The sequence below is a fragment of the Endozoicomonas elysicola genome, from assembly GCF_000710775.1.
GTDB lineage: Bacteria > Pseudomonadota > Gammaproteobacteria > Pseudomonadales > Endozoicomonadaceae > Endozoicomonas > Endozoicomonas elysicola.
The window spans coordinates 72,501-94,355 of record NZ_JOJP01000001.1 but is presented as its reverse complement, the minus strand read 5'-3'; the positions used below and the strand labels follow the sequence as shown (position 1 = coordinate 94,355).

General features: G+C 46.9%; 19 protein-coding genes (1 of these 19 cut by a window edge). 14 read left to right on the top strand and 5 right to left on the bottom strand.

Annotated elements, in window-relative coordinates; genetic code table 11:
• Window positions 1–39: 39 nt before the first annotated feature.
• Window positions 40–2,022: an SPOR domain-containing protein gene (locus GV64_RS00410; RefSeq protein WP_034843861.1), complete on the bottom strand. Its 1,983-nt coding sequence runs from the start codon at window positions 2,020–2,022 to the stop codon at window positions 40–42.
• Between the two features lie 312 nt (window positions 2,023–2,334).
• Between GV64_RS00410 and GV64_RS00405 the strand changes: the two genes are divergently transcribed.
• The 6 genes from GV64_RS00405 (at window position 2,335) to hisF (ending at window position 6,327) form a co-directional block, all read left to right on the top strand.
• Window positions 2,335–3,087 (top strand): hypothetical protein, encoded by a 753-nt coding sequence (locus GV64_RS00405; RefSeq protein ID WP_020582666.1) that lies wholly within the window; start codon window positions 2,335–2,337, stop codon window positions 3,085–3,087.
• Between the two features lie 95 nt (window positions 3,088–3,182).
• Window positions 3,183–3,776, top strand: a complete 594-nt coding sequence (hisB, locus tag GV64_RS00400) for an imidazoleglycerol-phosphate dehydratase HisB (protein WP_020582665.1) — start codon at window positions 3,183–3,185, stop codon at window positions 3,774–3,776.
• Between the two features lie 2 nt (window positions 3,777–3,778).
• The gene (gene hisH / locus GV64_RS00395; RefSeq protein ID WP_020582664.1) at window positions 3,779–4,423 is read left to right on the top strand and encodes an imidazole glycerol phosphate synthase subunit HisH; all 645 of its coding nucleotides are present in this window, start codon (window positions 3,779–3,781) and stop codon (window positions 4,421–4,423) included.
• 2 nt (window positions 4,424–4,425) lie between these two features.
• On the top strand, window positions 4,426–5,154 hold the full coding sequence (gene hisA / locus GV64_RS00390; RefSeq protein WP_020582663.1) for a 1-(5-phosphoribosyl)-5-[(5-phosphoribosylamino)methylideneamino]imidazole-4-carboxamide isomerase: 729 nt from the start codon (window positions 4,426–4,428) through the stop codon (window positions 5,152–5,154).
• Window positions 5,147–5,533: a DUF4870 domain-containing protein gene (locus GV64_RS00385; protein ID WP_051700866.1), complete on the top strand. Its 387-nt coding sequence runs from the start codon at window positions 5,147–5,149 to the stop codon at window positions 5,531–5,533. Before hisA ends, GV64_RS00385 begins: the two co-directional genes overlap by 8 nt.
• 20 nt (window positions 5,534–5,553) lie before the next feature.
• On the top strand, window positions 5,554–6,327 hold the full coding sequence (hisF, locus tag GV64_RS00380) for an imidazole glycerol phosphate synthase subunit HisF (RefSeq protein WP_020582661.1): 774 nt from the start codon (window positions 5,554–5,556) through the stop codon (window positions 6,325–6,327).
• Window positions 6,328–6,584: 257 nt separating this feature from the next.
• Here the strand turns inward: hisF and GV64_RS00375 are convergent, their stop codons facing one another.
• Window positions 6,585–7,853, bottom strand: coding sequence for an AhpA/YtjB family protein (locus GV64_RS00375; protein ID WP_020582660.1), 1,269 nt, complete (start codon window positions 7,851–7,853; stop codon window positions 6,585–6,587).
• A gap of 279 nt (window positions 7,854–8,132) precedes the next feature.
• On the opposite strand from GV64_RS00375, the gene serB reads away from it, so the two are divergent.
• From serB to GV64_RS00350, 5 genes are all read left to right on the top strand, one after another.
• Window positions 8,133–9,386: a phosphoserine phosphatase SerB gene (gene serB, locus GV64_RS00370; protein ID WP_020582659.1), complete on the top strand. Its 1,254-nt coding sequence runs from the start codon at window positions 8,133–8,135 to the stop codon at window positions 9,384–9,386.
• A gap of 32 nt (window positions 9,387–9,418) precedes the next feature.
• Entirely contained in the window at window positions 9,419–9,625 is a 207-nt protein-coding gene (locus GV64_RS00365) for a CPXCG motif-containing cysteine-rich protein (RefSeq protein ID WP_034843858.1), read from the top strand.
• 46 nt (window positions 9,626–9,671) lie between these two features.
• Window positions 9,672–10,877 (top strand): ABC transporter substrate-binding protein, encoded by a 1,206-nt coding sequence (locus GV64_RS00360; protein WP_020582658.1) that lies wholly within the window; start codon window positions 9,672–9,674, stop codon window positions 10,875–10,877.
• Window positions 10,878–11,239: 362 nt separating this feature from the next.
• Window positions 11,240–12,868 (top strand): ABC transporter permease, encoded by a 1,629-nt coding sequence (locus GV64_RS00355; protein WP_020582656.1) that lies wholly within the window; start codon window positions 11,240–11,242, stop codon window positions 12,866–12,868.
• Entirely contained in the window at window positions 12,865–13,491 is a 627-nt protein-coding gene (locus GV64_RS00350) for an ATP-binding cassette domain-containing protein (protein ID WP_020582655.1), read from the top strand. The genes GV64_RS00355 and GV64_RS00350 overlap by 4 nt, the downstream gene beginning before the upstream one ends.
• A 137-nt stretch (window positions 13,492–13,628) precedes the next feature.
• Here the strand turns inward: GV64_RS00350 and GV64_RS00345 are convergent, their stop codons facing one another.
• The 3 genes from GV64_RS00345 to epmB all read right to left on the bottom strand — a co-directional run bounded on the left by GV64_RS00345 (window position 13,629) and on the right by epmB (window position 18,977).
• Window positions 13,629–15,653 carry an EAL domain-containing response regulator gene (locus GV64_RS00345; protein ID WP_020582654.1) on the bottom strand — a complete coding sequence of 675 codons (2,025 nt, stop codon included), beginning with the start codon at window positions 15,651–15,653 and terminating at the stop codon, window positions 13,629–13,631.
• Between the two features lie 350 nt (window positions 15,654–16,003).
• Window positions 16,004–17,662, bottom strand: a complete 1,659-nt coding sequence (locus GV64_RS00340) for a hypothetical protein (RefSeq protein WP_020582653.1) — start codon at window positions 17,660–17,662, stop codon at window positions 16,004–16,006.
• 295 nt (window positions 17,663–17,957) lie between these two features.
• On the bottom strand, window positions 17,958–18,977 hold the full coding sequence (epmB, locus tag GV64_RS00335) for an EF-P beta-lysylation protein EpmB (protein ID WP_020582652.1): 1,020 nt from the start codon (window positions 18,975–18,977) through the stop codon (window positions 17,958–17,960).
• 29 nt (window positions 18,978–19,006) lie between these two features.
• Between epmB and efp the strand changes: the two genes are divergently transcribed.
• The 3 genes from efp to GV64_RS00320 all read left to right on the top strand — a co-directional run.
• Window positions 19,007–19,576, top strand: coding sequence for an elongation factor P (efp, locus tag GV64_RS00330; RefSeq protein WP_020582651.1), 570 nt, complete (start codon window positions 19,007–19,009; stop codon window positions 19,574–19,576).
• Between the two features lie 255 nt (window positions 19,577–19,831).
• Complete coding sequence (epmA, locus tag GV64_RS00325; RefSeq protein ID WP_026258272.1) at window positions 19,832–20,821, top strand: EF-P lysine aminoacylase EpmA; 990 nt, start codon at window positions 19,832–19,834, stop codon at window positions 20,819–20,821.
• Between the two features lie 86 nt (window positions 20,822–20,907).
• A protein-coding gene (locus GV64_RS00320) for a hypothetical protein (protein ID WP_020582649.1) crosses the window boundary here: on the top strand, window positions 20,908–21,855 show its 5' portion. It continues 492 nt past the right edge of the window; only the first 948 of its 1,440 coding nucleotides appear in the window; the start codon lies at window positions 20,908–20,910; its stop codon lies off the right edge, out of view.

Here is a 21,855-nt window from a genome sequence, read left to right as displayed (position 1 = left end):
CAAGGGTAAAACAGGTTTATTGTAGGAAGGAGGTCAGAATCACAGGCTGGCGATTTGCATCTTTTTCAGTGATTGCAGTGGGCGTGTCCATGGATGAAGTACCATGGCAATATTTTTCATAGCGGGTGACTTCAAAGCCATTATAGCGTCCTGACTGCTTCTGTATTGTCCCTGAACCAGAACATACCAGTCCTTCTGGTTCCGCTGTATATGAACTGTCACAGCTGAAGCAAGTTCGGGGAAGCGCTGTTTCAGCTTTTCTATCGACTGGCGGTTACTGGATGAGAACCACTGAATCGTATAACTGTTCTCAGGACTGTTCAGTAGTGTATTAATTTGTTTGTGGCTGTCAGACTGCTCATAGGTGTTGTCTGGCTGATAAGCTCCGCCAGTCCTGGGAGTCTGGTCTCCGTTGGGGCTCTCATGGGTAACCATTTGTTGGTGCACCGTAGGTGTGTCTACTTTGTAAGAGTCTACTAACCTTGTGTCTATTGGTCGCTGGTTCAAGCCTGTTCGGCTGACAATATAGGTTTTCTCCCCTGGATCCTCTTGCCCAATCCACTGACGTTTATGAATAGAGGGCTCCACTCTAGGCTTGGCCCATGCATGGGTAGCCTGTGGGATTGAACCTACCAAAGACTGCAACCAGGCCACTTGTCTCACCTTAGGAGAAAATCGGGCAGATACTCTGGATAATGAGGGCGTTAACAGTGCGTCCAGGGCATCTGAGCGGTTCACGAAAAGCATGCTGACTAAGGCATAGCGATTCCTGTTACTCCTCTTGTAATGGATGATCTGAGTATTTTGCAATTCACTGTAGCGAAGTCTTGCTCTTTCCAGTGATGCTTTCCTGCTGGCATTCATCCATTCAATGGTATAGCTCTTTGGGTTGGCAGTTAGAACATTGATTGAAGGCCGGGGTAATTCAGGCTCTTCATAAACCCGTTGCTCTCTGTATTCGGATGGAGCTGATACTGGAATATCCTGAACATTGTAATCAACATCCTTTTGGAGATGTTGCTGAGGAATTCTACTCCGGTAAGCCGGTGTAATACTGACGTACATCTCCTGAGGATTCGCTTGTTCAGGTAAAATTCGATAGCTTTGATCACTGTTGAAATCAGAGTATGTGCTGCTACTAAATTCACTTCCATAAGGCATTACATCATCAACAGATTGCCTTTTACCATATTCAGGTTGAACAGATGGGTAGTTATTATCAGGACTGGCTTCAGGTCGTGTTTGCTGAGAGTAGTGAGCTTGCTGTTGATACCGTGAGAGCTGAGTGTTTTCCTCAGTGCTATAGGAAATATCGTAGTTAATAGGAGTATTATTGCTTTCGTGAACCGGGAGCTCCGAAGGATATTCTGGCTGATAGGTTTCAGCTAATTGTTCAGCCGGATATTTCGGTCTAATGATATCCAGCTTCTGAATACTGGCCAGTGACCTTGTCCACGGATAAAGTTCCCGAGCCATATGTGATCTGGGCGGGGTGTCCAGTTCAGCCATTGCCGCGATTCGGCTTGGGTATGGGCCATCAAGAAGAACATACCAGACCTTTCCGGATCTTTTGTATTGAGCAATCGTCGCATTTTGTAATACAGGGTAACGCTGTTTTAGCGCTTCCAACTGGCCGCGTTCTTTTGCTGCCATCCATTGAAGCACGTAATGATTTCCGGGAGCTTCCAGGAAACTCACTAATGATTCTGAATCTCCAACTTCAATAGGTAATGGCTGATATGTATCAGAATAAGAATTTACAGATGGCTGTTTTGAGTCAGGCAGCTCAGATGTTAATCTCTCAGCATATTGCAAGTTGGCTTTGGACTTGTAACTCTGCCTGCTAATGCTATTGCAGAGCCAGTCATTGCTAATGCCTGACTGACAGCTCCAGGATAAGTTTGAGGCCAGTGGTTTTGGCGGCAACAAAAGCCCTTCTGCTACAGGAGCAGCCATTGACGACAGGGCGGCCACGATACAAAGCCTGAGTTGTTTTTCCTTAAACAACAGTTGACCGGGCATGGTAATCAGATCCTTCTCTGTTAAATTACACAATACCTGACTGGTAAACTAAATCAACCATTATAATGATTTATTTTTTATTAAATATTTTTATATTTGATTTCGGTTTTCATAATGGGAGCTATTATTTTGAATGAGTTCGTGTTTTTCTTCGGAGAATAAGGGCTATTTTTGTTTAGTGGTGAGGTTTGGTCTTTAAAAATAGGCTCTTGTATTTTAATTTGATTAAATTGTCTAAAAATACAGTTCTTTATATTTTAAATGTTTTTTTCATTCCCTCAGATTTAATTAGGGGTTGTTGAGGAAAAAATAATGTGGAAAGTGAAAAGTCCTGTTTTGAGAACGAATTGCCAAATTTTTTTTGCAATAGGGCTGCTGGCAATTTTATTTATATCTTCCTCGCTGAGTATGGCGAATGATTGTTTTCCTCCATTTGATAAAACTAAGCCTCAGTATATTGTCGGTTACGGAAGCCTGCTCTACGAACAGGCAAGAAAATTAACCAATATCGGATTTGAGCCTGAAGTACCAGTATGGGTTGATGGATTCAGAAGAGGCTGGCTGACCCGTACACGTCAGGATAATAATGTGAAAGTGACGGAACTGGGTGTCATACCTTTAGTTGGCGGTCGGTTTAATGGTGTTTTGATCTCGATGCCGCCTAATAAAATCAAATCAATCGATCGTCAGCAAAAATTGATGTGCCGCGTTTTGGTAAATTCTGGGCAATTAAACTCGATGAATATTGAAAAAATCCCAAAGGATGGCCAGTTCTGGCTTTATCAGACCCAGAATAAGTACAGCGGCAAACCGGCAGGCAGCTATCCTATTTTGATGTCTGATGTGGATGAGTTCCTGACCGGCTGTATTGAGCAATCGGAGCACTTTAAGCTGAAGTCTTTCGCTCAGGAGTGTGTGGCGACTACCTGGAACTGGTCGTCGCACTGGGTGAATGACCGGCTGCACCCATTGAAAGCAAAGCCAGCACAAATCCAGAGACAACGGGTAGATAAGCTATTGGATAGTCTCGAAGGTAATCTCTATGAGCAGGTCCGGTCTCAATAAAGGGTAGCCTCCTAGCAGCTTGGAACCAGTCTCTATATAATGCTCGCCATATATCCCGGCAAACAAAATAGATGACAATCCAACCGGAGAAGTTCATGGCTGAGCGCAAGGCCAGTGTTGAAAGAAACACCCTGGAAACCCAGATTCGTGTGGCCATCAATCTGGATGGTACCGGTAAGGCATCTTTTGATACAGGGGTGCCTTTTCTTGATCACATGATGGATCAGATTGCCCGTCATGGCCTTATTGATCTGGATATCAAGGCTGTGGGAGATAATGAAATTGATGATCACCATACCGTTGAGGATATCGGCATTACGCTAGGGCAGGCGTTTGCTCAGGCGATCGGCGATAAAAAAGGACTCTATCGCTATGGGCATGCTTACGTTCCTCTGGATGAGGCCCTTTCCAGGGTTGTGATCGATTTCTCTGGTCGACCCGGCCTGGAGTTTAATGTCGAATTTACCCGGGCCATGATAGGCCGTTTTGACGTTGACCTGTTTTACGAGTTCTTCCAGGGCTTCGTTAATCACGCCGGTGTCACCCTCCATATCGATAACCTTCGGGGACGTAACGCCCATCATCAGATAGAAACTGTCTTTAAAGCCTTTGGTCGAGCCCTGCGGATGGCTGTCGCTTTGGATCCGCGAATGGCGGGCCAGATGCCTTCTACAAAAGGGTCGTTGTAACCATGAAGACGGTCGCTGTCATTGATTATGGTATGGGAAACCTTCACTCCGTCAGTAAAGCACTGGAACATGTTGCAGATGCAAATACCCGGGTAATTGTCACATCCGATCCTGAGCAAATACTGGCTGCAGATAAGGCTGTGCTTCCTGGAGTTGGTGCAATTCGTGACTGTATGGCTGAAATTTTGCGCCATGGTGTTGATGAGGTTGTTCGTGAAGTTGTCGCTACCCGTCCACTGCTTGGCATTTGTGTTGGCATGCAGGTGCTGCTTGATCACAGTGAAGAGAATGGTGGTGTTGAGTGCCTTGGGCTCTTGCCTGGAGATGTGAAGTTTTTTGGTAAAGAACTTCGTGATAGCGAAGGATCCCGGTTGAAAGTCCCTCATATGGGCTGGAGCCCGGTCAGCCAGGTTGAGCCATCGCACCCTCTCTGGCTGGGTGTTGATGACAATGCCCGGTTCTATTTCGTGCACAGCTATTATGCTCATGTTGCCAGTGAAGCTATGGTGGTGGGGAGAAGTGAGTATGGCCTTGGTTTCGATGTTGCCCTTGGCCATGAAAATATCTTTGCTGTGCAGTTTCACCCTGAAAAAAGTGCCGCAAATGGACTGCAGCTACTCGAAAATTATCTGAAGTGGAAGCCATAACGATGTTGATAATTCCTGCGATTGATTTGAAAGATGGTGCCTGTGTCCGACTGCGTCAGGGGGAAATGGATGATGCCACTGTCTTTGGTGATGATCCGGTTGCCATGGCTAGTCGGTGGGTTGATGCCGGTTGTCGCAGGCTTCACCTGGTTGATCTGAATGGCGCGTTTGCCGGCAAGCCCCTGAATGCTGATGCAGTTCGTGGCATTACTGCAGAGTACCCTGACCTGCCAGTGCAGATTGGTGGGGGCATTCGCGATCTTTCCACAATAGAAGCCTATCTGGACTCCGGCGTTTCCTGGGTCATTATTGGTACTAAAGCGGTTACAGACCCTGACTTTGTCAGAGAAGCCTGCCAGAAGTTTTCTGGTCATGTGATCGTAGGTATTGATGCACGTGATGGTTTGGTAGCAACGGATGGTTGGGCCAAAGTTACCGACACTCAAGCCATTTCGCTTGCACGTCAGTTCGAGCAGGATGGTGTCTCTGCCATCGTCTATACCGATATTGCCCGGGATGGCATGATGCAGGGTGTGAATGTTGAAGCAACCCGGCAATTGGCAAACAGCATGTCGATTCCCGTGATTGCTTCAGGCGGTATCACTAACATGGATGATATACGTGCCCTGAAAGCAGTTGCCAGGGAAGGGATTGAAGGGGCGATCACCGGTCGTGCCATTTATGAAGGGACACTTAGCTTGTCCGAGGCTCAAAGCTACTGCGATGAATGATTCTGGTATTCCCCCCATGAACACGCCTTCTATTAATCGGGATGATAAAAATATGGCCGTGCTGGCGCACCTTCTGCCGCTGTTCGGCTTTATGGTTCCTGGGTTGAATATTGTCATACCGCTGGTGATCTGGCTGATGAAACGGGATAAATCGCTCTTTATCGAGCATCATGCCAGAGAATCCCTGAATTTTCAGATCACTATCACTCTGCTGGTTACTCTCTGGGTTATCCTCAAGTTAATGCTGGTAGGGCTGTTGTTATTGCCACTGGTTCCGGTGATTGCCATTGTAGTACTGGTTTTCATGGTCAGGGCTGCCATGAAAGCAGGTAGTGGTGAGTTCTATCGTTATCCAATGTCACTACGCTTGGTCAATTAGATTTCAAAAAGGTTGAAGTAATGGGGCTGGCTAAAAGAATAATTCCCTGTCTCGATGTCGAAAATGGCCGGGTTGTAAAAGGTGTACAGTTTGTTGATATCCGTGATGCAGGTGACCCGGTAGAAGTCGCCCGTCGCTATAATGAAGCGGGCGCTGATGAGATAACCTTTCTGGACATTACGGCCAGTCATGAAGATCGTGACACAACAGTACATACTGTTGAGCGTATGGCTAGTGAGGTATTTATCCCTCTCACCGTTGGTGGTGGTATTCGGAAAGTGGAAGATATTCGTACCATGCTCAATGCGGGTGCAGATAAAGTCAGCATCAACACGGCCGCTGTTTTTAATCCTGAATTTGTTCAGGAAGCCGCTGACCGATTTGGCTCACAATGTATTGTCGTGGCAATTGATGCCAAGAAGGTGAGCAAATTCGGAGAGCGAGATCGTTGGGAGATCTTCACCCACGGTGGACGGAAACCTACAGGCCTTGATGCTGTGGAATGGGCCTTGAAGATGGAAAAGCTTGGCGCAGGAGAAATTCTGCTGACCAGTATGGATCAGGATGGCGTCAAAAATGGATACGACCTGGGAGTAACCAGGGCTATCTCAGAGTCGGTGGGTATTCCCGTGATTGCATCCGGCGGTGCCGGAAACCTGGATCATCTCGTTGATGGCATCAAGGAAGGCAAGGCGGATGCAGTACTGGCTGCCAGCATTTTTCACTTCGGTCAGTACTCTATTCCTGAAGCCAAACAGTATATGGCCAATCAGGGGATTGAGATGAGGCTTTAGGAGGACTCACTGGTCAACTGGTCTCATGGCTAAGTGTGAACGCCCCCTGGGAGCCTGTCGGACTTAGCCGACCGTAACGAGAAAAAGTCCGGTTTGAGGCAGATTTTATGCTGATTTTAGGCGAATAGCGGGGCTATTCAACGAAAAACAGCATAAAAAATGGACAGGTTCGGCTTTTTCTCAGTAGGTCAGTGGTAAGTCCGACAGGCTCCTAGGCTCTGTTGGCATTTTTCTGAGTCGCCGAACGTTAACAGGGTCTACTCCAGAATGGACTCCATCTCATAAATCTGACCTCTCAGCTCATTGGCCTGCTCATTTTTGATGCCCTTGATTTTGATGATTTCGCTATCCAGGGCCTCAAAGTCAGGGAGGTCTGATGGAAGCCAGCTGGCTTCTGAACGGTACATATAAATACCATCCATATCTGGGAGGTTGCCCAGAGTCAGTGCCTGGCTGGCAGCGCTGTCCCCCAAGGCTGGGTGCTGTTCTTCAGGGAATTCTGTCTGCTGATCACTAACGCTGAGGCCAATACCAATATGAGCCCTGGCAATATTGATCGCTCCGGCTTTTTCAGTCAGTGCTTCGATCATGAGACAGCAAAATAAGGCATCTGACGTAAATGTCTGGCTCTCTTTACTGGAAAAGCGCAGATAGGCATTGCCTTCAGGCGTATAAGTAATCTCCCCGTCGTAATAGTTTGCGGCTTCATTGATGATCTGGCTATGGGTTCGAAGGATGTCCTGTAAGTCCCTGGGAGCCAGTAACTGCTGAAGTCTGCCCAGATTTTTGACTTTGATTGCTGCGATCATCGCTGTTTCCGGTTTGTCTTCCACTTTTTCTTCCGGCTCGGCCATTTTCTTTTCGAGCAGTTGCTGCTCCACAAAGGCGGAAACTCTGGCAATTTCACCAGTCACCGGAGGCGTTGGATTGCCAGGAGGTAAAATAGAACGCAACTGTCTTTCAATCAGGCTTAGCTGAGAGGCTATGCTGGATGCATAGATTTGTAGAGCAATCAGCCCAGCCAGAAGCAGCAGAAGGCTAATGGCGATAATAACGAACAGGGCTTCTTTGGGCTTCTGGCTCAGCAGATCTTCATTGAGTGATAAGCGGGCATAACCGGCAATGACATCTTGATAGTGAATGGGGGATGAATAAACCGGATGCCGGATGTCTTCATCGGCCGTTTTGGAAATGGCCTTGGCAATTCTCTGGTTGTCGATGCTGTATATACTGGCTTCAGCAACATAGGGATTCTGTACAAGCTGGCTGAGCAGAACATTGAGACTGAGTCTGTCTCCTGTGACTAGCATGTCAGTTGCGGCACTAGCGGTCTGTTCGCTTAGCAGTTGGCCAATGCTGTCAGCCTGGTGTTGACTTGACGAGTCAATCTCATTGCTGATTACCAGTGACATTCCTATGGTCAGGGTCACCATCAGCAACCCGAAAAGAAGCATAAGCTGGGTACGAATGGAAAAACGGGATATGAACCGTGTAAACAGATCTGGCGTGAAGATACGCTTCTTCAAAAGTTAAGCTCCTGAACACAAAGCCAATGATCGTAATGTAATATTGCTCTTACTATACCCAAAGGATGTTGAGTTGCTACAAGGTGGCAAGTAAGCGAAGCCAGCGTAGTAGCAGTTTTAAAGGCGACGGGTATATACATGGGTAGAAACGTCTCGACTTTGGAAAGAGCCAGGCTGAAAAATAAGTGGAAGTTATATCCTATCAGAACTCTTTCTGCTTTCAGTAAAATCCCTGTGGTAAACTGATGCCCTGCATCGACCAGAGAATTGGATTACCCAGTGAGCGATATAATACTGATAAATGTTACTGGCCGAGACAAGCCGGGACTCACCTCATCCATCACCTCCATCATGGCCGACTACGGTCTGGAAATTCTGGATATTGGTCAGTCTGTGATCCACGATACCTTGACTTGGGGGATCCTTGTTCGCCTTCCGGACCTGGCTTCAGGTAATGGTCATTCTGCTGCGGTGCTGAAAGATCTTCTTTTCCATTTCCATGAAAGTGACCTGCAGTTCAGTTATCAGCCGGTTTCCGAAGATGATTATGAACATTGGGTGTCGGAACAAGGCAAGAATCGCTATATATTGACGTTGCTATCACGCAATGTGACGGCGGAGCAAATTGCCAGAGTATCAGGTATTACTGCGGCTCATGGTTTGAATATTGATCATATTTCCCGTCTTTCCGGTCGTCGTTCACTGAAAACTGCCCTGCAAAATAGAGAGAATGACAGTCGCCGTTCATCTTGCCTGGAATTCTCGGTCAGGGGAACGGCCCCGAACCTTGATAAGTTGCGGGCAGACTTTCTTAATCTAACCGCTGACCTCGATGCAGACGTAGCATTTCAAGAAGACAGTATTTATCGTCGAAACCGCCGACTGGTTGTCTTTGATATGGATTCCACCCTGATCGAAGCTGAAGTCATTGATCTGTTGGCGGAAGCGGCTGGTGTAGGTGATCAGGTTGCTGAAATTACTGAACGGGCGATGCAGGGAGAGCTGGATTTTAATGAAAGCTTCCGTGAACGCCTGGCTATGTTAAAAGGTCTTGATGAATCTGTTCTGGCGGGTATTGCCAGAGAATTACCTTTGACGGAAGGTGCAGAAACGCTGATTCGGACGCTTCGTTCACTGGGATACCGCACAGCCATTCTGTCTGGAGGGTTTACCTACTTTGCCCGCTACCTTCAGGAAAAGCTGGGTATAGATTATATCCATGCTAATGAGCTGGAAGTTGTTAATGGCAAGGTTACCGGGCAGGTGACAGGTGAGATTGTTAATGGTGAACGGAAAGCAACACTGTTGCAGCAGATTGCCTCGGAAGAGGGGATCTCCCTTAATCAGGTGATTGCCGTGGGTGATGGGGCTAATGATCTGCCTATGCTTAGCGTGGCAGGGCTGGGGATTGCATTTCGGGCCAAGCCAATGGTGAAGCAGAGTGCCCGTCAGTCAATTTCTACATTAGGCTTAGACAGCATTCTTTATCTTCTTGGTTTCAGTGAGAAGGACCTTGATTCTCTGGGGGGATAGTTCCTGATGCAGTCTATAACAAGGTGTTTGCGATGGATGAGTGGATAAGCTGGCAGGACCATTGCCCATATTGCGGGGAGCGCATCGAATTGCTTTTGGATGCGGGTCTTAACGACAGTACTGAATCATTGATATACATTGAGGATTGTCAGGTATGCTGTCGGCCCATTGTTGTAATGCTCTCTATCGATGACCAGGGCAGCTTTTACTGTCAATTAAAGACGGAGTCTGACGCTTGAAATGAGGAGCGAAATGAAAAGCATACGGACATGGAGCAAAAGTCTGATGACTACTGCGGTCATGGCAATGGCACTTTTAACACACAGTACTGCAGCTATAAGTCAAGCCGAGGCAAAGACCACGACTTGGCAACAGACAGTCGATAAGGCAAAAGGTCAAACTGTTTACTTTAATGCCTGGGGGGGCAGTGAGCAGATCAATGATTATATTGACTGGGCTGCAGAGCAGATCGATGAACGCTACGGTATCACTCTGGAGCATGTCAAAGTCAGTGATACGTCCAGTGTTGTCAGCCGTGTTCTTGCTGAAAAAATGGCTGGACGCAAAGACAGGGGTACCGTCGACCTGATCTGGATTAATGGTGAAAACTTCCGGTCCATGAAGCATAACGGGTTGCTTTACGGGCCCTTTGTTCGAGAGTTACCTTCATTTCAGGGGATAGACCCGCAGCAGAATCCTACCACCATACTGGACTTTGGGGAGCCGGTTGATGGCTTGGAGGCTCCATGGGGTATGGCGCAACTGGTGTTTATTTATGACACCGAAATAGTAAATAAACCGCCAGCTAATGCTTCTGAACTCCTTGAGTTTGCCAGAAAGCATAAAGGGCGTGTGACCTATCCCTTACCGCCAGATTTCATTGGAACGACATTTCTCAAGCAGTTGTTGAGTGAATTGACGACAGAGCCTGGTGCGTTATTGAAGCCGGTCTCTGAAGCTGATTTTGAAGCAGTTACATCACCTTTATGGCGCTATCTTGATGAGATTCACCCGCTGTTGTGGAGAGGGGGAGAAACGTTTCCGGCAAATAATCTGGCACTGACCCCCATGCTGGACGACGGTGAAATTTTACTTTCAATGACGTTTAACCCCGCATATGCGAGCTCAGCCATTGCCAGTGGTGAATTACCTAAAACGGTAAAAACCTATGTTCACGATAAGGGAACGCTTGGGAATACACACTTTCTAGCCATTCCTTTTAATAGCAACGCTACGGAAGGAGCCCGAGTGGCTATTAATTTTCTGCTATCTCCTGAAGCTCAGGCACATAAGGCCAATCCGGATGTCTGGGGAGACCCTACCGTACTCAGTATGAGCCAGTTAAACAGTCTGGAGCGTAAACGTTTTTCGAGTTTGCCACTGGGCCCCGCAACGCTGTCTCCTGAAGCTTTAGGCAAAGCACTTTCAGAGCCTCATAGCTCCTGGGTTGCTGCACTTGAGGAAGCCTGGAAGACAAGATATCGCCAGTGAGTTTTGTTCACTCCTTCAGGAATATACCCATAGGATTTCAAGTTGCTACGCAGCCAACAAAGTAGCAACTTGAAAGGTGACGGGTATAGTCGATCAATAACTTCTGCATACACTGAATATTAAGATATGAACCACAAAGTCACTAAGGCCCAAAGTTTTGTTTGGTTGTTCTCATGTTGTTTTTGGAGCCATCCAATGCCTTTTTTTCTTTGTGCTTTCGTAATTTTGTCGCTTCCCTTTTTTAAACCGGGGCAGTTATTTTGAGGCAGACTCTCAGGGGGCGAGCGTCCTTCTCATCATTCTTCTCGCTGGGACTGACAGGACTGTTTTTGCTCCCGGTATTAGCAGGGATAGGCAGCATCATGTTGCCCGCCTTTAGCTATATGCCTGTGTTGGGTTTTGACACTTTTAGCCTGACACCATGGCAAAGGCTTCTGGATACTCCTGGTTTGGCTGAGATGTTATTGCTGAGTCTAAAGACCTCTATTTTATCGACCCTGCTGTCACTGCTCCTTGCTTTCGGAGTCATCTGCTTTTCATGGGGGACACCGCTTTGGTATAAAGTGCAGCACTGGTTGTCACCGCTGATGGCTGTTCCTCATGTAGCTCTGGCTTTTGGTATTGCGTTTGTGCTTATGCCAAGTGGCTTGTTAGCTCGACTTATTGCTGCTTTTGTTGGCTGGGATTATCCTCCAGACTGGCAGACTGTTCAGGATCCATACGGCATAAGCCTTATATTATTGCTGGTTATCAAAGAAGCACCTTTTCTGGTTTTTATGATGGCCGCTTCTATTGTTCAGCTGCCTGTGGCAGACACACTCAGGCTTGGGAGCAGTCTCGGGTTCCAGTCAGGAGTGACCTGGTTAAAGCTGATATGGCCACAGCTTTACCCGATGATTCGTTTGCCGGTGTATACGGTATTGGCGTTTTCAATTTCGGTTGTCGATATCGCTCTGGTTATTGGGCCAGCAAATCCACCAACCTTTGCAGTGCAAATTCTTCAGTGGATACAGGACCCGAATCTGGCCAATAGTTTGCTGGCGGCTTCTGGGAGCGTGTTGCTACTGCTGCTGGTGGTTGCGGTTGTCGGAGCATTTTATCTGGCAGAATGGCTCTTGAATAAGCTGACGAGAAACTGGTTGACCAATGGTCATCGTGGTCGATTCAGTTCTTTCTGGCTGTCGTTGGCCACAAAAGCCTGGCAGGCATTACTCATGCTGTTTCTGTGTGGAGGAGGGGCTCTGCTGATATGGTCATTTGTCTGGCGCTGGCGGTTTCCTTCCCTCTGGCCAGACTGGTCTTTACGAAGTTGGGAGAGAGCCTGGGGAGGCATGAGTGAACCTATTGCAAATTCACTCGTGATTGGTTTAACCGCCACTATTATTGCCAACATTATCTCGGTCATATTGCTTGAACTAAACGATCATCAACGACAAAAAAATGAATCAGCTGGCAGGTGGCTATCTCTCGTCACCAGTGGCGCCATGTATATTCCGCTGCTCGTGCCACAGATGACTTTTTTGTTTGGTGTTCAGATTCTGTTGCTTCAGTGGGGAGCCGAAGGTCATTGGTTGACAGTGGCCGGTCTGCATTTGCTGTTCGTATTGCCATACTGCTTTCTGAGTTTGACCGGTCCCTGGCAGCATTATGACCGGCGGCATAGTCACCAGGGACTGCTGTTATCCGGATCCTGGTTGAGAACATTTCTGCAAGTAAAGCTGGGAGTGCTTTGGCGGCCATTGATGGCCAGTCTTGCCCTGGGCTTTGCTGTCAGTATTGCTCAATATCTGCCAACACTGTTTGCCAGTGCAGGAAGAGTAACGACGGTAACAACCGAAGCGGTTGGGTTGGTTGCTGGGGGAAATCGTCGTTTGATTGGCGTTTATGGGCTTGTTCAGATGGCCATGCCTTTCATTGCTTATGCTATGGCTTTTTTCCTGAGTCATTGGACACTTGGAAATGGACGCATTGTGAGGAGGCTGAATAGTTGAGTCTGGTTCTTGATAAAATTGACATCAGCCTTAATTGCCAGAGGCTTTTGAATAACATCTGTTGCCGCGTTGAAGGCGGGGAAGTGTTATCAGTTCTGGGCCCCAGTGGTTGTGGTAAAAGCAGTTTATTAAATCTGATTTGTGGCACATTGCCAGCTAATTTTGAGTACTCAGGACAGATTATTTTAGAGGATGTGGTTCTTAATCACCTGCCTCCGCATAAACGACAGGTTGGATTACAGTTTCAGGATCACTTGCTGTTCCCCCATATGACTGTTGGTGAAAATCTGGCCTTTGCATTACCCGGTGGCTACAGGAAAGCTGAGCGCAGGGAAAGGGTTGAGCAGGCGTTGGTCGACTGCGGGATGTCAGGTTTTTCCGGGCAAAATCCATCTATGCTGTCTGGTGGGCAAAAAGCAAGAATCAGCTTGATGAGAACCTTGCTGTCTGAGCCAAAAGCCTTACTGTTGGATGAACCTTTTTCCAGATTGGATACAACGCTTAGAAACAGTTTTCGGCATTTCGTTTTTCAACAGGTTCAGAGTCGCAGGATACCTGCTCTTATGGTGACCCACGATGAGCAGGATATTCCGGATAAAGGCGGCGTGATCAGGTTGAACTAGGAGCCTTCCGGGGTTACCACTGACCTACGGCAACTGCTCCTTGCGTTGCACTAGCTCCTGCATCCATGCCGTCGTGCATAAAAACTGACTCAAATCGAACTTTTTCTCGCTACAGTTGGCTATGTCCCAACAGGCTCCTAGCCAAAATCGAAGTCCAAAGTTTCCATTGGCCCCTGAATATAATATCCCTGAGCATAGTCGACACCTAATCGCCACAGGTGGGCCAAGGTCTGTGTACTTTCCACTTTTGGTACAATACTTCGAATATTCTGTTCTTTGAGGATATCCAGCATTTTGATGATGTCCTCATCGTTATTTTCATCCAGTTTACTGGTGAAACTGCCATCCAGTCGGACAAACTGAATATCAAGATGTTTCAGTATTTTCATCGAGCGTGAATCACCCTGGAAACGGGTGATAGCCAGCTGGCAGCCAATGTTGTGAATAGCTTCGGCAAAATCCACTACTCGTTTCAATTGCTGTAAAACCATAGACTCTGGCATTTGCAGAACAATACTGTCTGCTGGCAGATCGGTTGCTTTCAGCAAACCAGAAAGGTATTGCACCAGCTCAGTTCCCTGAATGGACAGATGACTCAAGTGAATTAGCAACCGAACAGCTTGTCCTTGCTTGTGGACTTGGGCCAGCTGACGTACACACTGACGAAGAACCCAGCGATCAATATGGGGCATCAGGCTTGATGACTCTGCAGCTTCCATAAATGTGCCGGCTTCTACCACTTCTCCCTGGGGAGAGTGAAGACGAAGGAATGCTTCGTACTGCTTTTCTTCTGAACCTGTAATGTTGATTACAGGTTGGAAGAGCAGGTGAAATGAGTCCTGTGACAGCGCCTGACGGATCATGGCTTGCACATCACCCTCCTGGGCCTTGTCTTTGAGCTCTTCCGTTTTTGAGTAACGGCAAAGCCGTGATTCATCGTTTTTGAGAGCAAGCTGGCAGGCGCTTTCCGCATTACTCAAGAGTGTTGTCAGGTCTTGGTTTCTCTCTTTAACAGCAAAGCCGATAGTTACTGTTGCTGTTAGTGTTTCATCTGCACTGCCAAATAAATGGCCATCAATAGCGTTTTGCAGAGTGATGAGGCGTGTATTGATGCTATCTGGAGTGTCTTCCGTCTCTATCAATAAAAAACTGTCGTCTGAATAATGATAGGTATCTGCCTTGGGAAAGAATTCCCGAATCATCTGTGCGATGTTTTTTTGTATGGAAAGGATGCCTTCAATACTGGCTTCCTTGCGTATGTGTTGGAAGTCATCCAGCTGTATCCAGACCAGTGTTGCTTCTGTTGCTTCTTTGACAGTTATTTCGGCCTTTTCAAGAAACTGCTCTTTTGTCGTTGTACTGGCTTCCTGCTCCACTGGCTGGCTTAGGACAGGTACCATAACTGGCAGTAAAGTGAGCTGAATGCAAGGCTCATCATCGTATTGCGCTTCAGATAAACGGAGACTCACCGGTGTACTGTGTCCATCGGTATGAATCAATTCACACTCGATTGGGTCGGTGCTCTTGTTAGTGTCAAACCGCTTTAACATCTGCTTCATCTCAGCTTGATGATGTGTAGCAAGCATGTCTATTAATGGTATGCCTGCCAGATCATCGGCACAGTCATATCCAGAAAGCTGTAGGTAGGCAGCATTGGCATCGACATGCATACCATCATGGATATAGGCGATTGCTTCAGATGCATTGGCCAGCAGAAGTTGACATCGCTTGTTGGACTCATCCAGCTCTCGGCGAGTACAGCTTAGATTCCTGCGGTCTTCCAGATTTGTGATTTCACGGAGAACAGCATGCAGTATATGTTCTTCATTGAAACTGGGAATCGCATCTCTGGCTCCTGCAGATAGCCAGGTAGAAGCTCGCTGAGGATTGTATTCCGGTAAGGTCACAATGACTGGAATATCTCTCTGGTGTTTTTCTATGATGGTAAGCACTTGTTGTGCATTAAGTTTGGGCGTTTCTTCAGAGCTGAGTACGACATCCCATTGGTCCTCTTTCAGGGCATCCTCCATCGTCTCGATAGAAGAGATATGTTGGACTCGAGGAGGCATGCCCGCACTGCGAAACAGTTTTACCCAGCGTTCGACATCATTAGGGGAGTCTTCCAGGGCGAGCAAGCGTATGGTTTGTCTGCGGTAATCCATTCGAGGGTGATCACTGTTTTTTGAAGAAAAGAGCTCTTATGTCAGCAGAACCTACAACTGTATGAGCCTGTTTCACCATCATACGACAAGCGGAATTAAAAGGTATAGAGTGCCTTCACTGAATTGTGACAGGCATTGGTTACTTGGTTGCAAGTAACACCAATTGAACATTCTAACGACCCTTCTGGCTTGAGCTGAGAAAGGATCCTTATGTCAACAGAACCTGGTGGTATGAACAACAGCCTTGTGTTGCAACTCCTCGCAATAGCTCACTATCTACTCGTCGCTCCACCTTGTTCTGAGACTCATTATGGTAGTTAGAAAACTCAATTGGTCTTACTCAACAACCCTTAGCCAAAAAGCTTGAATTGATACTGGCACCATGTCGGGGTTGTATAAATACATTTCATGAGCTGTCCTTTTTGCAGAACATCATGGTGGATCAGATCGAATTTGACACCTTCCTTATCAGCGAAGTTTGGCACTATAAGGGAGGCTTCCTTTGAACCAGACAACAGGAGAGATCTCTGGAAGTGGCTTGATTCCTGAGTCTTATGTATTAGTGATATGGCTGTAGCATCTACCGAATCTGTTATGAGGTTGACGCCAAAGGTCACTTCATTTTGTGCTGAAACGCCTAACCAGCGTACACTGTAAAGAGCCCATGGCAACTCCTTGCTTTGCCTGATTCCAATCAATTCACCAGCATGAAACTGTTGAGGCAGCACTCCATTAATTTTGAGGCAGAAGCCGGTATGACTGGTATTGATGATTTCGGTTTTCAGTGCTGAAAGGCGTTTGTTATCTAAAAACTCTTCGGTGTTAAATGAAATTATCTCACCGGCCGAAGGACTGCTTTGTTTATCCTCATCTCTGATCTCTGCATCATGGGCCTGTGACCAGACATCACCGGACTGTTCTGCAAAGTTGCTTTTTCCGGCAGCATCGGAATGTATTGCAATAATATCGTCAAAATTCCTTTTACCGGATAAGTGATAATGAAGCCCAGTGAAACCAAAGCAAGTTTCACAATGGTTTGAGGAGGATCTTCGGGGACTGGACCGCTTTTGAATTTGTCCCCAGCTTAGCATCAGATGTTCAATTAACTCGGTTGGAAGAACTTTTGAAACTTTTGGGTCTTTTTTTATTTTGTCCAGATGTGCTGTAAGTACTCTGACGTTCAAGCCGATCATGCCTGGTCTGGCCTTATCTGGCTCTGGTGCTGCATATTCAAGGCCTTCATCATTGTTAAGATTCGCAGAAAAATAGGTCTTCAGACCAGATTGGGGCTGAATTTTACAGTGATTGATCCAGACGCTTAAAATTTGCCAGACCTGTTGGATTTCATTGGGCGATAACTTGTTAGTGTCACTGTGTGAGAGTAGTAATACCCGTTTATAGAGATTTTCTGCCGACATGGGCTTGCGCTTGCTCTCATAAGGGTCTTCTTGCTGGAAGCTCTGGTGATTATGTGTTGTGGCAATCTGGTATAAAGTATGAAGTTCAAGCCACAGGCGTTCAGGCGCAGGGCGGTAAAGGAGGCAGTAAAATAAGTAGGCTGTTGCGCTCTCTGAAATGGCTCGATGCAGTGCAGTTGCGAGTATTTCTCCATTCTCACTACTATCCAGACAGGATTGAACTACTGCTTTATAGGCTGTTGCGAGCCCAAAATGCAGTCGATGGCAAAGATCAAACCAGGTTTGCTGGCCTGATTCAAAAGTAATGTATCGCTTTAGATATCGTTGATAGAGGTTGTTTGCTGTTGAGAGTGTGGGGGAGCGAACCGCTTCTGCAAGCGTGTATAACTCATTGGGAGGGCAATCCAGTTGTGTCAGTTCATCCAGAGCACTGGACAGACGTTCTCCATTTTTCTGATAGTCAGTAATAGAGAGTTCTTTTAGCCAAAGCCCCAGTTTGTCAACGTTCGACCCGGATCCACTGGAGCAAAATGATAAAGATCCAAGGCTACGACTGGGTAGCTCCAGTTGAAGAGTATCTGTAGATTCCATTCTTTAATCCCAATATCAGGGCACTGACATCCTGTCAGGTACTGCGCATTATCAATGCTATTTACTATAAAAGTGCCCTTCTTCCTGGCTTTACAGCCTCTATTCAAGGTCTGGTGGTCCGAGGCACTTTTTGCTCATGGCTGTCTGGCAGTTAATTCTTATAATAAATTTGCTGAGTCTAATATTCCAGTATGGTAGTACTTTATCTCTTGAGATGCCGCTGCTGGCAACACCTCAATAGACTATATATCTATTATCTAACGGTGCAATTAATGCCTGACTTTAGTTAAAAGCGTCAGGAAATCCATGTTTTCCCTGGTCGCCCGGGAATTTCACGAACCAGTTTGGGAACCAGATAGCCAGGGCTGCTATCCATAACCTCTTTTATAAGGCTTTTAGCTTTCGCCTCTGGTACATCGAAATGAGCGGCACCATGAACTGGGTCCAACAGGTGCAGATAATAAGGCAGTACTCCGGCCTTAAATAATGCATCGCCCAGCTGAATAAGAGCCGAAGGGCTATCATTGATTCCCTTAAGCAAAACGGCCTGGTTCAATAGTGTCACGCCAGCCTGTTTGAGCCGGAACGTGGCTTCACGAACACTTTCATCAATCTCATTGGCATGATTGGCATGAATGACCATCACGGGTTGCAGACGCTTCTTGGCAAACCAGTTGATCAGATCATCCGTGACTCGATCCGGAATAACAACGGGCAAACGAGTATGGATTCGCAGTGTCTCAACATGACTGATATGGTTCAGTTCAGTCACTATTTTCTCCAATCGCCGGTCATTTGAGGCTAATGGATCTCCACCACTGAGAATGACTTCCTTTATGCTGGTATCTGAGCGAATGTACTCCATGGCACTGTTCCAACTGTCCCGGTCCAGTCGATTGTCCTGATAAGGAAAATGCCGACGAAAGCAGAAGCGGCAGTTTACAGCGCATGAACCCCCGACAATAAGCAGAAGCCTGCCATGGTATTTATGGATAACGCCATCGGTTGGATTCTGCGATTGCTCCGCAAGAGGATCCAGACCAAAGCCCTCAATGTGTTCACACTCTTCGCCAATAGGCAGTACCTGTCGAAGCAGTGGATCATTGGGATTACCGAGCTCCATTCTATTGATATAGGCATGGGGAACTCTCAGGGGGAACTCCTGACAGGCTTTCAATGCCGGCGGTAATAGCTTGGTGCTCAGCTGCAGCATAGATAGCAACAGCTCTGGTGAGGTGACTGCGCCTGCGAGCTGTTCCTGCCAGCAACCGAAATCGTTGATGGTCTGCACACTGAGCTCGGAACGGGTTATCATAGGGTTTTTTGATCTCCTGGTAAGGTCCAATGGCTAGTTATAGTACCAATGAGTTTCGTTCAGGTCTCAAAGTAATGCTCGAAGGTGATCCCTGTTCGATCATTGAGAACGAATTTGTAAAACCTGGAAAGGGTCAGGCATTCAACCGAGTTAAATTCCGCAATCTTATGTCTGGTCGCGTCTGGGAACGTACTTTCAAATCTGGTGAAAGTCTGGAGGCCGCAGATGTTATGGATCTGGACATGGAATATCTCTATACCGATGGAGAGTTCTGGCACTTCATGATGACTGATGGCTCTTATGAGCAACATGCTGCCAGTAAAGAAGCGGTAGGTGACACTATCGATTGGTTGAAAGAGCAAGGCGTGTACTCTGTAACTCTTTACAATGGTTCTCCATTGTCAGTATCCGCTCCAAACTTTGTTGAGTTGCAGGTTGTTGAAACCGATCCTGGGTTGAAAGGTGATACCGCTCAAGGTGGTTCCAAACCAGCCAAGCTCAGCACTGGTGCAACGGTTAAAGTGCCTTTATTTATCGTAGAAGGCGAAGTTTTGAAAATCGATACCCGTACCGGCGAATATGTTGGTCGTGTGAAATAAATGTTTATCAGGCAGGAAGTACTCTCTTCCTGCCTTCTTAAAGCCTGAAATCCTCTTGCTGATATCACGGCAGTTTCTTTCCAATAAAATCTTCCAATTCTGAAACTACGACTACAGTTGATCTCGCAGGAATTGGCAGATAAATACATTCAGCATTCGTTTATATTAAAGTGGATTAATTGATAGTCTGCTATTTCGTACATTCCTCCATCACTATGGCAGAACTACCTTATTTACTTCGAACTGGAGACTTGTGTGACTACGGAAACTTGGCGACCGTCCGCATCGATGATGGCTCTCAGAGAGCGAGCTCTTTTATTACGTAAGGTCAGAGCTTATCTGGATGTCCAGGGAATAATGGAAGTAGAGACTCCAATGCTGTCCCGCAGTGCTACGGTCGATGTTTACATTGATAGCTTTGCGACTGAATTCAGCCCCATTGGTCATGGTACGTCTCAGCTCTGCTACTTGCATACATCCCCTGAGTTTGCGATGAAAAGGCTACTGTCCGCAGGCAGTGGTGATATCTATTCTTTGGGTCGAGTTTTCAGGAATGGTGAAGCGGGTGGACGCCACAACCCTGAATTTACCATGTTGGAATGGTATCGCATTGGGATGGATGACCGGAGGCTGATGGATGATATAGCTGGCCTGCTAAGCAGCGTATGTAACTTTAAAGAAGTCCGACGCTGCAGCTATGGGGAACTATTTAAAGAGTATCTCGGACTAAATCCTTATACCGCTAATGATGAAGAGCTGAGTCAGGTCGTCAGTGATCGGGTAGATGCAAAGCTTCAGGGGCTTGAGCGGAGCGACTGTCTGGACTTGCTGTTCTCCAAATTTGTTGAGCCCAACCTAGGATCGCCAAATGCTGACGTGCTGGAAGGGGTCTTCGTGTATGACTATCCGGCAACAATGTCGGCACTGGCCAAGTTATCCACGAACCGTGATGGTCACCAGGTCGCGTCACGCTTTGAGCTGTTTGTTAATGGTGTTGAGCTGGCGAATGGATACCATGAGCTGTTGGACGCAGAGGAACAAAAGAAGCGGTTTGAAGAAGAGCAGCAAATGCGTCAGGAGCGAGGGTATGACATCTACCCCTATGACAAGAACATGGTGAATGCGTTGGCACATGGAATGCCGGACTGTGCAGGGGTGGCAATGGGTATTGATCGCCTTCTCATGTTGATGCTGGGTACGGGTAATATTGCTGATGTGCTGGCATTTGATTTTGGCAGGGCATAAAAAGACGTGGCAACTTATTAGAAGCGTACTTGTCTGAAAGAGTCGGATCCTTTTGATAATTATAATTAAACGAGGTCAGCTTTAGTATGGCATCCCCTCTATCTCGTTCTGGGTCATCTTCCCTTGGCAGTAGCTATGAAGATCTGAGTAGCCATGCTTTTTCTGGGGTTGACGAGGCTGAAGTCATTGCAAGTGAGATTGTTAGTGACTTTCATGGACATTCTGTGACTGTCCTTGAAGGTGATGTTGCTATTGATACAAAGCAGTTACCTACAAGCGTTCGAACTCCTGTTACTAAAAGGTGGATGCTAAGGCTCGGGTCGAGCCTGCTAAACCCTGTCGACAAGCTAAGAGAGCTTAAAGCTTCCATTGGGCATTCTGAAAGACGGGGGATTCAGGAAGGCTTGAATGATAAAGCAGAGGCGGCTTCTTGTTCATCCTGTGAAGACGGTTGGGAAGATGTCGCGAGCATATTTCGCACAGTAGATATAGAAGCATCCCTTCCTACTGAAAAAGGTTGTGCTCATATCATTGGAGAGGATGCGCAACTTGTAAGAACGCTTGGCTATAAACAGTTCTCATCATCCCCAGCGAGGCTTGAAAGACTGTTCGGTCCAGAGGGACCCATGCTAAGAGATATAAGCCAGAGTGATGAGCGCCATACTTGCCCAATACATAGTGTAATGATCTCTTTTCTTAACTCGCCGAAAACCTGCCATGTAGTGGAAAAGATGTTTGAGGAAAAAGAAGGAGGATATGTAGCTGTCACATTAGGAAGCCCGTATGGGCACGTGGTCAAGGCAGTTGTCAGTAAATCCAGAGTATATAGTAAGGATCCTGATAGTAAGGATGTTGAAATTTTCTCATCAAACTCGGAAGGCAGAGTTTGGTTGTCAGTGTTAGAGAAAGCGCTTTTGACTGTAAATCGTGGCAATAAAGAGCGCTACAAGGAGATTTGTCTATCGGAGGAGGCGCCTGTTGTAAGTAAAGTAAGAGAAATGCTGCAGCATTCGATGGATGAGGATGACAGTCCA

Coding starts and splice junctions, on each gene's coding strand:
- GV64_RS00410 (WP_034843861.1), bottom strand. CDS start 2,022: ATGCCCGGTCAACTGTTGTTTAAGGAAAAACAACTCAGGCTTTGTATC.
- GV64_RS00405 (WP_020582666.1), top strand. CDS start 2,335: ATGTGGAAAGTGAAAAGTCCTGTTTTGAGAACGAATTGCCAAATTTTT.
- hisB (WP_020582665.1), top strand. CDS start 3,183: ATGGCTGAGCGCAAGGCCAGTGTTGAAAGAAACACCCTGGAAACCCAG.
- hisH (WP_020582664.1), top strand. CDS start 3,779: ATGAAGACGGTCGCTGTCATTGATTATGGTATGGGAAACCTTCACTCC.
- hisA (WP_020582663.1), top strand. CDS start 4,426: ATGTTGATAATTCCTGCGATTGATTTGAAAGATGGTGCCTGTGTCCGA.
- GV64_RS00385 (WP_051700866.1), top strand. CDS start 5,147: ATGAATGATTCTGGTATTCCCCCCATGAACACGCCTTCTATTAATCGG.
- hisF (WP_020582661.1), top strand. CDS start 5,554: ATGGGGCTGGCTAAAAGAATAATTCCCTGTCTCGATGTCGAAAATGGC.
- GV64_RS00365 (WP_034843858.1), top strand. CDS start 9,419: ATGGATGAGTGGATAAGCTGGCAGGACCATTGCCCATATTGCGGGGAG.
- GV64_RS00360 (WP_020582658.1), top strand. CDS start 9,672: ATGACTACTGCGGTCATGGCAATGGCACTTTTAACACACAGTACTGCA.
- GV64_RS00355 (WP_020582656.1), top strand. CDS start 11,240: ATGTTGCCCGCCTTTAGCTATATGCCTGTGTTGGGTTTTGACACTTTT.
- GV64_RS00345 (WP_020582654.1), bottom strand. CDS start 15,653: ATGGATTACCGCAGACAAACCATACGCTTGCTCGCCCTGGAAGACTCC.
- GV64_RS00340 (WP_020582653.1), bottom strand. CDS start 17,662: ATGGAATCTACAGATACTCTTCAACTGGAGCTACCCAGTCGTAGCCTT.
- epmB (WP_020582652.1), bottom strand. CDS start 18,977: ATGATAACCCGTTCCGAGCTCAGTGTGCAGACCATCAACGATTTCGGT.
- efp (WP_020582651.1), top strand. CDS start 19,007: ATGGCTAGTTATAGTACCAATGAGTTTCGTTCAGGTCTCAAAGTAATG.